Consider the following 10,377-nt stretch of genomic DNA (forward strand, 5'->3'; position numbering starts at 1 on the left):
TTTCGAATGAGGAGGTCATTAATATGAGTAATCAAATTAACCAAAACATTCATACTAAAGAAGCATCCAAATCCGATGCAGTTGAGGATAGTCCAACAGATTTTTTAGGCTTATAAAGCCTTAGTTAAGCTTTATAAGCGTGCTTTATCAAAAGAAAGAATCTACCACAAGCAATTGTGATAGATTCTTTTCTTTTTCAATAATTTTAAGATTTATAAACCCCTTTTATTCTATAATTTGCCAAGCCTTTTTTAGCATAATATCTTTATATCTGCACATACTATTATCGTAAACCTATTGAATGGAGGTCATTAAGATGAATAGTCAAAGTAACCAAAACATTCATACTAAAGAAGCTTCAAAAGCTAATGAAGTTGGAGACAGTCCAACAGAGTATCTAGGCTTATAAAGCTTAAAAAAGTTTTATAAGCGGTTTAAAAAAGAAAAACTACTACAATTTTGCAAAAGCATTTTTGTAGTAGTTTTTTGTGCCCACAAAAAAGTCAGTAATTTTCAAGAGACCTTCCTAGATTTATAATTAAACTATAAAATAAAGCATAAGGAGTTTTGAATATGTTTAAAATTGAAGTAAATGGTGAAATTTATAAAAACCAATATATAGATATGAATACTTATATAATAGATTATAAAGGTGAATGTTACCTTGTTGACCCTGGATATGAAAAAGAAAAAATACAAAGAATAGTTGAAGAAAATAACCTAACAGTTAAAGGAATACTTTTAACTCACTCACATCTTGACCACATAAGTGCTACTGATGTATACAATGTTCCTATATATCTTTATGAAAAAGAGTATGACTTATTTATGGATAACTATCATAACTTATATAATGAGCGTGGTATTAAAAGACACTATAACCTAGATGGAAGAGAATTTATAAAACTTAAAGCTGGAGATACATTACCTTTAGGAGATAAAGAAATCACATTCATACCAACTGCAGGACACACTATTGGTGGAGTATGCTATAAATTTGAAAATGATTTATACTCTGGTGATACACTATTTAAAGGTTCAGTTGGTAGATCAGACCTTAAAACAGGGAATATAGAAGATTTAAAGGAAAGTGTAGTTAGACTTATAGATAGTCAAGAAGACTCACTAACTGTTCATCCTGCACACGGCCCTAGCACAACAATCGGATTTGAGAAAAGATACAACCCATACTATAACTCTTGGAAATAATTCTGATTTTATAAAAAGAAAACTACTACAATTTTGCAAAAGCATTTTTGTAGTAGTTTTTTATATTTTTAATATCTTTCATACTCAGAAAAGGTATCAATAATCTCCCCATCACAATTGGCTTCAATAAAGTCAATAATCTTCTCCTCAGTATTTTGAAGAAGATTCTTATCATTAGATACACTTGAAATACCTAAAAGAATAGTTTTATGATCATCATTACAGCCAACCTCTGAAATAGAAATATTAAAATTATTCTTTAACCTATCTCTAATACTCCTCAAAATCATCCTCTTCTCCTTCAAAGAATGGACATATGCAACTCTGATTTTAACCTCTAAAACTAATACATTCATATTAAGCACCTCCGTATATCAACAAACTCTATTTTTAATATTTATAATTCTTCTATCATACACTCATGTTCTTTTTCTTTAGAATTATAACAAATTGCTACACCTAAAATCTTTTTCCCTTCATTATCCCTTTTGAATTTCTGTGCATATTCCTTTTCTCTAATTTGATTTAATGCAACTTCAGGCTTTGCGTCTTTTTTAAGTTCTACTATAAAAGGAATATCATTTTTTCTTCTTGGAGTAAATGTAAAATCCGCATAACCTTTTCCTGTTTTCTCTTCTCTCTCAACTCTATAAGTATCTCTTGCTGAAAGATAGGCTAATGTTAATACACAGGATAAGCTATTCTCGTCATTATACTGTAATATTGGAATTTCTGAATTATGCACATTGTGCAAAATTTCCTCCACAACCTTTATATCCTTATTAACTGTTGCCTTTAACATTTTTTTTGAATCTTCTACTATCTTTGAAACATATCCAAAGCTTTTATCTGATAATGCTTTTTGAAACTCTAGCATAAGTTCTTTATTAGGAATTTTTAAATATCCATCATAATAAGATAGAAATCCAAGCACTATCATAGCTGAATACACTTCTTCCTTGTTCCTTGGGGCACCTTGCCCTGCTCTAAATTCTTCTCTTATTGTTATATCAATTTCATCTCCTGAAACCATTTCTATAACATCATCTCTGATTTCTAATGTATTATATTTAAGTAATTCTGTAACTTCATCCATAGCACCAGTATTAGTCCAATAGCTCTTACACTTCTTACTTTGAAGTGCCTTTACAACAGACCTTGGGTTAAATAATCTTTCCCCATCCTCATTAAGGTATCCATTATACCAATCACTTATTTCTTCAAAAGATATCTTTTTTTCATTTTCACAAAGTTTTTTAACTTCATCTTCAGTAAATCCAAAATAATCTCCAAAAAAGGAATCACTAAGCATAGTAAACTCATCAAACATATTAAGTGCACTTCCACTTGAATATTTTTTTATAGGTAAAACCCCCGTCATATAACAAAGTGCTACATAAGGTTGATCTTTTAAAAGTCCTCTTAAAAATTCTAAAAAGTCATTTTGATTTTCCTCAAACAAATTATTATTGAAGATATAGTCCCATTCATCAAAAATGAATATAAATTTTTCATCTGTTTTAGTTATCACTCTGCTTAGACTATCACTTTCACTAACATTCTCCATATTAAAAACTTCTATAAGTTCACGTTTAGCTTCACTTATGATATTTTTTATATACTCTTCATAACTTCTTCTATCTTCTGGAATTTCATTAAAACTAATATTTATAACATTATACTTATTTAAATTTTCTGTATAACTTTTATCTGCACTAATCTTAAGACTATCAAAAATCTCTTTTGAATCCACTACTTTAGAATAATATGCACTAAGCATATCCACAACAGCTGACTTTCCAAACCTTCTTGGTCTTGTTACACAAATATATCTATCACTTGTTCCTATAACCTTATTTATTCTACTTATAATACCTGACTTATCCACAAAATACTCACTTCTATATAAAGTTTTATAATTCTCTAATCCTCTATTTGTGTTTAAATAAATTCTCATAGCTCCTCCTCCTTTAATTATTTTTTATATTAATCTCTATCTTACAGTTTATCCTTATTTCTCTTCCCTAAACTCATTTCTTTAAATTTATTATAACAAAAGCCTTTAAACTTTTCATTGAATTCTACTTATCAATAATCACCTGTCCATTTGAATCTAACAATGGTGTTATTCCACTCATTCCAACTCCAACAGTAGTCATATAATTAACTCCAGTTACAGTATCCACTATAATATGGATTGAACCTATTCCCAAATCCTCCTTTTCCTTAACAACAAATCTTTTCTCTTTTTTAACCTTTCCAAACATCTCAACTACCCCACTACTTATTATTTTTCTTTAAGTAATTTTTTAACTTTTTATACCCATATAAAATTAAAATACAAATTATTATTATATATAACATATTATATTTTTTCATTTGTAATATAACAAATACTATTACAGTTGTAATTCCTCCTACTGTACTACTTAACTTCTTTTTATCCATATACATTTCCTCTTTAGTTATGATTTCTTATTATTCAGTTTTTAAAACCTTTTTCATAATACTTTTTCTATTTTTTATTATAATTATTATGCAAACTATACTAATTATAATAAAAAACAGAACTGCTACTTTAAATATAAGTATCATATTAATTAAATTAGCTAATCCATGTCCAATTATATTTCCCCATAGTGAATCGGTATACATATATATAATTGCAAGTGCTATTCCCATGAAAACAGCATAAATCCCTTGAAAAAAATCACCATGGAATATACCAAATGTTAAGGCTTGTATAACTATTGCAACTACAATATTACAATATCTTCTTAAGTAGTTAAAAAGTATTCCTCTAAATATAATCTCTTCAAGAATTGGTGCTATTATTATAGTAAACATTAATCCTAATGCAGAATATCTTAACTCTTCTATACTATTAAATTTAGCTTTGTTCCTAGGTATAAATTGACAAATTACTCCCGATATTATAACCCCTATAAACATACTTGCTAAAATCATTATAATTATAAAATACAAATTTTTAGCTTTAAAAAACTTATTCATCTTAGTCATTTTAAATGCATTCTTTTTATAATAAAATAAAATGCTAAACAATATAAGTACTACAATAATATCAACAATTATAGTTTCAATTATCCCTGTCCTCTCTACCACTGCTCCTTGTAAATTCAAAATATTAATATTAAATAGCCTTACTATTATTGTTAATACGTTAAACAATAATAATATTCCTATAGGCACTAATATTATCTTTATATACTTCATAATTCCTCCTTAGTTTAAATTAATGAGATTAAAATATACTAAACCATTTAAATCTCATTTTTTACATCTTTATTATGTATTATAACATTTATGGAAATATTTTTATATTCGCTCTAAAATATATGATTTCAAGAGTAGACTTCCGATATTTATGTAAAATAAAATATTAATTGTAATAATTATCCATAAACCTATATAATAGAATAGATATTTATTAATATACAACTAACTATAAAAAATTGGAGGGATTGGGATGAATAAGAATAATAAAATTACTATAATAGGATACATCATATCTTTATTAAGTTTCATAGGTGCATTTTTCTTCTTTATTTCTGAAATAAAGAATTATGGAGAGATGTTTTTAGCAATAGGTGGAATTCTATTAACAATAACAAGCATCTATAAGTTGATAGTAGCTGAATCAAAAAATAAACTTTAATATAATTATTTATCAATATTGATTTAAAACAGATTCTGAAATTAAATAATATCTAAATTTTGTAGCCTTATAGCACTCTTCTATAGGGCTTGTATTTTTCTTTTATGTTTACTAATAACAGACTATTTTCTATTCTCTTATTTACTCTGCTTTTAATTGTAATTTACATAGCTTTTACATAAATAATCATATATCTATTATCTTTATACTTTATTGTATACACTGTAAACAAATAGCCTTTAGCCATCTATTTCTCTACATTTCCTTATGTTTACTTCCTTGTTTACGGAATCAATTTTGGTAATCATCTGTATACTTACTTTGTAAACTTATGTATACAGGTTGTATACAGCTTTTGTATACTCTCGCTTAACTTGTATACACCATTCTATCATTCTGTATTTATGGATTAATGATCTTTTAACCTTAATTTCTCCAACATATTTTTGCTTCTATCAGTTAATGCATAAAAAAGCAAAGGAGAGATTTCTCCCCCCTTTACTTTTTTAAATCCTCTTTGCAAGTTATATATTGAAAATCTCATTGGTATGCTGTTTTGCTTCCAACCTTCTATTTTTAATAGTATGGCTGTTATTTCTTGTGAGTCTCTTTTTCTTAGGCTTCCTGGATCTCGTCCAAAGCATTCACACCATATTTCCATGTTGCAGACTTTTTCTCTTTTTCTTACTCCAGTTCTCTTTTCTCCAAGTTCTGCTCCATTTAGGTAGTTTCTTCTTTGGTGGAGGTCCATTTTGTTCCATTCTTCTGGTAGTAGTTTTTCTAGATATTCTCTAACTAATCCTTCTCTTTCATCGCTTTCCATTGCTTCTAGTTGTTTTTCTTCTGCTATTTTTCTTTCTTCTTCTCCTAGTGTTAGGCTTTCTCCTTTTTTATATAAATGCAGTGCTTCTGCCCATATTTCATCTATTTCTTCTAAGTCCCATGGTTTTTTATTTCCTTTTTTAACTTTTACTGGCCAGAATCTTCTGTTTCCTGTAATGTCTCTTAGGAATCCTTCTTCATTGTTTGTTGTTCCTACTATTACAGCTTGTCTTAAATGGCTTTCTACTGTTGTTCCATAGCTTGCTCTAAAGATGTCATCTGTTCTTGTTACAAAGGATTTTACTACTTCTATATCTGCCTTTTTTATTCCTGCAAGCTCTCCAAGTTCTAGTATCCAATAACCTTGTAGTTTTTCTGCTGCTGTTTTGTCCTTCATGTCTCCAAGGGTTAAACTATCTGAAAACCATTCTTTCCCTAGTTTATTGAAGAATGTACTTTTTCCTATTCCTTGTGGTCCATTTAAGATTAGAATACTATCAAACTTTGCTCCTTTTTCATATATCCTTTTTACTGCTGCAACTAATGTTTTTCTTATTATTCCTCTTGTGTAAGCTGTATCTTCTGCACCTAAGTAATCTATTAATAGCCTATCTACCCTTTCTACTCCATCCCAAGGTTTAAGACTTTCTAAGTATTCTTGTACAGGATGATATGCTCTTTCTACACCAATTATATTTACTCCTTCTTTCACTTTCATTGGTGCCCAAATATCATATTTAATTTCTATATAGCTTTTAATATTTGCCATATCAGTATCTGTAAATCCTTCTTTTAGTCTTCTCCAAGGAGTTTCTTCTCTTATATACAATGCATTTTTATGTTCATTATATGCAATTCCTTTTAAGTTTTTATCCATTCTTAATATTGTAATTATATTCTTTGATGTTGGTCTTATCCTTCCCTTACTATCTATATCTAAAGTCTTCATCCAAGGCTCATACTCATTCCCCTTAAATTTTCCCTCTATAACATTGTCACGTACCTTTTCATCTTTCATACAAAACTTTTTCATTTTATCTAAGGATTTATCTTTATCTAAATTAGGAAACTTATGAATTCTAACTAATTCAAAACTATTACATAAAATTCCACAAGCCAAGTCCTTACTATGATGTGAAAATGAATATATTCCATCATAAACAACCATTCCAGCACCTGATTTTGAATCTATATATTTATATCTTCCCTCAAATTCAGTTTTTTCATATACATCACTTAGGAATTTTTCTATTGCATCTTCTATACTATAAACTCTACAAAATGCTCCTATAATGTCTTTTCTCTCTAATGGATTCTTTTTTCTTTTCATCTCTTTTCTTATATCTTTTTCAGGATTACTCCTTTTTAAGTATTCCTCTGGATCTAACTCTTCTCCCTCTTGAATCTTAAATACATATTCCCCATCCTTTGAAGTAGAAGGCCAGTACATAAGTCTTTCAGGTTCAAAAGTTGTTTTATCAAACTGCTCCATTCCTAAATCTTCTGCTATAAGTCTTGATACTTTCTCATACTCTTTAGAAGTTATCTCCCTTTTTAATGGAATAACTAATCTATATCTTTCATGTCCTTTTCTATGACTATGAGTTGAATACAATAGACACTTAAAATCCTTTAATAAAGTTACCTTCTCAAAGAATTTCTCACAGCCATAATCTACATCTAAAGTAATAAGGGAACGTGATAAAACATTCCCTTTTCTTCTTACTCCATCTTTAAGAAATCCACCAACAAAACCTCCAACATCCTTTATATTATCTCTCTTTTCCTTCTCAAACTTTTCAAACTCCTCTACAGTTTCAAAAGTCCTTTTTGTATTCCTTAACTTTTTCACTAACTGCTCCCAAGTTACATCCATGTTTTCCCAAACCTTTTCCATTCTACTTTTACCAATTGATATTTTCATATTAACCACCTATTCCTTCTTATAATAATTACATTCAAAGCCCTCTGCTTTTAAAGGAAGCCCATTTGCCCACTCTACTTCCTCACACATTATCTCTATAACTTCTTCTACTGAACCCTCACCAATATTTTTCTCTATAACAACTTCATCATGGACATGCATAACTACTTCATAACCTCTTTTCTCAAGCCGTAACATAGCTATTCCTAATAACTCCCTCGAAAAAGCTTGAACTATATTCTCAACAAGCTTTCCACCATAAGTTTTCATTTCTTCAAGTCTTCCCTCAGTTGAAATTCCATCATAAATAATCTCCTTATAACCCCAATCATTTGTTCCAAGCCTTGCATTTACATATGAAAGTCTTCTACCTGAAGGTAATGTTATAAATAAAACTCCTTTTTCTAAATGAACCATTAACCTTCCTACATGTTGACAATCCTTTCTTTCAATAACATCTATACAAACCTTATTTATAAGCCACCAAAACTTAACTATCTTTTGATTTACAGCTCTCCATCTATCAACCAAGCCCTTCAATTCATTAGAATCCATCTCATACTTTTCCATTCCAATCTTACTAAGAGCACCTACAGAACCACCATAACCTAAGGCAAGTTCTGCAATCTTCCCCTTATTTCTAAGTTCCTTATCCACCTCTTCTAATGGTACCTTAAATAATTGACTAGCTGACCTTTCATATATTTTTCCATCACCCTTAAAGGTATCAAGCCTCCACTTTTCATCTGAAAGATATGCAATAACTCTAGCCTCAATTGCACTAAAGTCAGCAACTATAAACCTTTTTCCCTTCTCTGGAATAAATGTTGTCCTAATAAGTTCTGATAACATTCCCTTAAAGCTTCCATAAAAAAGATTAATCCCCTCATACTCTCCTTCAAGCAAAAGATTTCTGCAGAGGTCAATATCCTTTGCCTTATTCTGTGGAAGATTTTGAACTTGAACTAACCTTCCTGCCCATCTTCCTGTTCTATTAGCACCATAAAACCTAAACAATCCTCTTATTCTGCCATCCCTGCATACACTTCTTTTCATAGCCTCATACTTTTTAACAGAAGTCTTTGAAAGCTCTAATCTTAAGCCTAATGCTTCCCTTACATCTTCATCAGAAACTTTTTTCAAAAGCTTAGAAACATTCTCCTTTGAAAGACTTGAAGTTTTTAAACCTTTTTCTTCTAGCCACTCTTTAAGAGACTTTACACTATTAAAATTATCTAAACCTGTAAGCTCTCTTCCTCTCTTAAGAAGCTTTTCTCTACAAAGCATTTCGCCTTCAATTGCTTTATCCACCAAGTTTTCATTAATTAAAATACCCCTATCATTTATCCTTTGGTCTAAATTCCACAATTCCTTTTCCATCTCTGTAATATTAAAAAACTCTAATCTTTTTCTTATATTTCTCTCAACCTCAACATCTCTTATACAATATTTTTTAAAGGCTTCCCATTTCTCTAAATCCATCTCTTTTCGTGGAGGAATTGAAAAATACTTTATAAGCTCCTTCCCCTCCTCCATCTTTCCTTCCTCTATTCCTAAAAACTTAGAAACTGCATCAAGACTTCCTAAAAGCCCAAGCTCTAAAGAAAGAACAGAGGTACAGCTCCAAAACTCTGGATTCATATATATTCCTAAATGTTTTTCTAAACAAATCCTCTCAAAATTAGCATTAAAAGCAGTTTTAATAACATCCTCAGATGTTAAAGCCTCCAAAACCTCCCTTGGAAGCTTTTCACCATTCTTAAAATCAACTACTTTAACCTCTTCATCATCAAAGGCATATGCAAATAAGAGTATCTCAAACTCCAAAGACTCTGCATATGGATAAACTCCACACCTTAAAAGGTCCTTATCACTAAAGGTTTCAATATCAATTGCTAAATATCTCATCTTTTAAGCCACCCTTCTCTCTAAATCCTCAGCCATTTCAATCATTATAGGATAAAAATTCTTAGGCACATCAATAAGCTTTTCATAACCTAAATCCTTAAAAATATTGCAAACCTCAAGCTTTTTCCCTGACCTATAAACTCGACTTAAAACAGAACGAACCTCCTCTAAAGAAACCTCACCCTCTCTTAAAACCTCTCTCAAAACATCCTTATTAACAGATTTTAAAGCCTCCTTTAAAATATCCTTCTCAATCTTTCCTAAAGCTTCACTTAAAATATTTACTGGCATTTCCTTTAAACTTTCTTCCCTCACCTTTTCAACTTCTAAAATTCTACTATCATCTATCCCACTTCCTAAACAATCCTTTCTATATCCCTCAAAAGCTTCAGCTAAAGCAAGTAAAGACTCCATAACCCCTGGCATTTCAACCTTAACCTTCACATTAATATCCATAAAAAATCCTCCTCATTTTTAAAATTATTTTTAAACACTGGAAAAAGGCAATGCAAAATCTTGCATTGCCTTTAAGCCCTAAGCCACCTCTAAAACAGTCTTTTGTGTTTCCACAACCTCAGCCTTAAGCACCTTAAATATAGGCATTCCATTAACAGTGAAAATAGCTTTAGAGATAGCATAAGCCATAACAGCCTTTACCTTCTCACTAGTTAAATTATCCAGGATATCACGAACCTTAACAGTTAAATCCTTCCCAGACTCTGTTTCAAACGTCATTACCAATACCTTTTCCATACTCTAAACCCTCCCCTTCAATTAAGCTTGTTGCTCTACTAAGTCATAACTTTCATCTAAACCAAAACCAGAAACCTCATAATTT

At 30.0% G+C, this 10,377-nt stretch carries 11 protein-coding genes; 2 read left to right on the forward strand and 9 right to left on the reverse strand.

Annotated features, from left to right (window positions below; genetic code table 11):
• Positions 1-573: 573 nt before the first annotated feature.
• Positions 574-1,209, forward strand: coding sequence for an MBL fold metallo-hydrolase (locus tag ACRC28_RS09575; RefSeq protein ID WP_438543226.1), 636 nt, complete (start codon positions 574-576; stop codon positions 1,207-1,209).
• Positions 1,210-1,277: 68 nt separating this feature from the next.
• On the opposite strand, the gene ACRC28_RS09580 is transcribed toward ACRC28_RS09575, so the two are convergent.
• From ACRC28_RS09580 to ACRC28_RS09600, 5 genes are all read right to left on the reverse strand, one after another.
• The gene (locus ACRC28_RS09580) at positions 1,278-1,565 is read right to left on the reverse strand and encodes a DUF503 domain-containing protein (protein WP_438543227.1); all 288 of its coding nucleotides are present in this window, start codon (positions 1,563-1,565) and stop codon (positions 1,278-1,280) included.
• Positions 1,566-1,606: 41 nt separating this feature from the next.
• The gene (locus ACRC28_RS09585) at positions 1,607-3,166 is read right to left on the reverse strand and encodes an AAA family ATPase (RefSeq protein ID WP_438543228.1); all 1,560 of its coding nucleotides are present in this window, start codon (positions 3,164-3,166) and stop codon (positions 1,607-1,609) included.
• Between the two features lie 124 nt (positions 3,167-3,290).
• Positions 3,291-3,476: a DUF6440 family protein gene (locus ACRC28_RS09590; protein WP_438543229.1), complete on the reverse strand. Its 186-nt coding sequence runs from the start codon at positions 3,474-3,476 to the stop codon at positions 3,291-3,293.
• Positions 3,477-3,489: 13 nt separating this feature from the next.
• A complete protein-coding gene (locus ACRC28_RS09595; protein WP_438543230.1) occupies positions 3,490-3,657 on the reverse strand; it encodes a hypothetical protein in 168 nt (55 codons plus the stop codon).
• 30 nt (positions 3,658-3,687) lie between these two features.
• Positions 3,688-4,443 carry a lysostaphin resistance A-like protein gene (locus ACRC28_RS09600; RefSeq protein WP_438543231.1) on the reverse strand — a complete coding sequence of 252 codons (756 nt, stop codon included), beginning with the start codon at positions 4,441-4,443 and terminating at the stop codon, positions 3,688-3,690.
• Between the two features lie 253 nt (positions 4,444-4,696).
• Here ACRC28_RS09600 and ACRC28_RS09605 point away from each other — a divergent pair, with 253 nt between their 5' ends.
• Entirely contained in the window at positions 4,697-4,885 is a 189-nt protein-coding gene (locus ACRC28_RS09605) for a hypothetical protein (RefSeq protein WP_438543232.1), read from the forward strand.
• Positions 4,886-5,294: 409 nt separating this feature from the next.
• Here the strand turns inward: ACRC28_RS09605 and ACRC28_RS09610 are convergent, their stop codons facing one another.
• From ACRC28_RS09610 to ACRC28_RS09625, 4 genes are all read right to left on the reverse strand, one after another.
• A complete protein-coding gene (locus ACRC28_RS09610; protein WP_438543233.1) occupies positions 5,295-7,631 on the reverse strand; it encodes a VapE domain-containing protein in 2,337 nt (778 codons plus the stop codon).
• Between the two features lie 9 nt (positions 7,632-7,640).
• Positions 7,641-9,539: a DNA polymerase gene (locus ACRC28_RS09615; RefSeq protein ID WP_438543234.1), complete on the reverse strand. Its 1,899-nt coding sequence runs from the start codon at positions 9,537-9,539 to the stop codon at positions 7,641-7,643.
• Between the two features lie 3 nt (positions 9,540-9,542).
• Positions 9,543-9,995 (reverse strand): hypothetical protein, encoded by a 453-nt coding sequence (locus ACRC28_RS09620; protein ID WP_438543235.1) that lies wholly within the window; start codon positions 9,993-9,995, stop codon positions 9,543-9,545.
• A gap of 78 nt (positions 9,996-10,073) precedes the next feature.
• Complete coding sequence (locus ACRC28_RS09625) at positions 10,074-10,292, reverse strand: DUF2922 domain-containing protein (RefSeq protein ID WP_438543236.1); 219 nt, start codon at positions 10,290-10,292, stop codon at positions 10,074-10,076.
• Positions 10,293-10,377 lie beyond the last annotated feature (85 nt).

It is taken from the genome of Clostridium sp., assembly GCF_051650885.1.
Taxonomy (GTDB): Bacteria; Bacillota; Clostridia; order Clostridiales; family Clostridiaceae; genus Clostridium.

Bases quoted from the DNA above. Each gene is read 5' to 3' on its own strand.
- ACRC28_RS09575 (WP_438543226.1), top strand. From the start codon at position 574: ATGTTTAAAATTGAAGTAAATGGTGAAATTTATAAAAACCAATATATA.
- ACRC28_RS09580 (WP_438543227.1), bottom strand. From the start codon at position 1,565: ATGAATGTATTAGTTTTAGAGGTTAAAATCAGAGTTGCATATGTCCAT.
- ACRC28_RS09585 (WP_438543228.1), bottom strand. From the start codon at position 3,166: ATGAGAATTTATTTAAACACAAATAGAGGATTAGAGAATTATAAAACT.
- ACRC28_RS09590 (WP_438543229.1), bottom strand. From the start codon at position 3,476: ATGTTTGGAAAGGTTAAAAAAGAGAAAAGATTTGTTGTTAAGGAAAAG.
- ACRC28_RS09595 (WP_438543230.1), bottom strand. From the start codon at position 3,657: ATGGATAAAAAGAAGTTAAGTAGTACAGTAGGAGGAATTACAACTGTA.
- ACRC28_RS09600 (WP_438543231.1), bottom strand. From the start codon at position 4,443: ATGAAGTATATAAAGATAATATTAGTGCCTATAGGAATATTATTATTG.
- ACRC28_RS09605 (WP_438543232.1), top strand. From the start codon at position 4,697: ATGAATAAGAATAATAAAATTACTATAATAGGATACATCATATCTTTA.
- ACRC28_RS09610 (WP_438543233.1), bottom strand. From the start codon at position 7,631: ATGAAAATATCAATTGGTAAAAGTAGAATGGAAAAGGTTTGGGAAAAC.
- ACRC28_RS09615 (WP_438543234.1), bottom strand. From the start codon at position 9,539: ATGAGATATTTAGCAATTGATATTGAAACCTTTAGTGATAAGGACCTT.
- ACRC28_RS09620 (WP_438543235.1), bottom strand. From the start codon at position 9,995: ATGGATATTAATGTGAAGGTTAAGGTTGAAATGCCAGGGGTTATGGAG.
- ACRC28_RS09625 (WP_438543236.1), bottom strand. From the start codon at position 10,292: ATGGAAAAGGTATTGGTAATGACGTTTGAAACAGAGTCTGGGAAGGAT.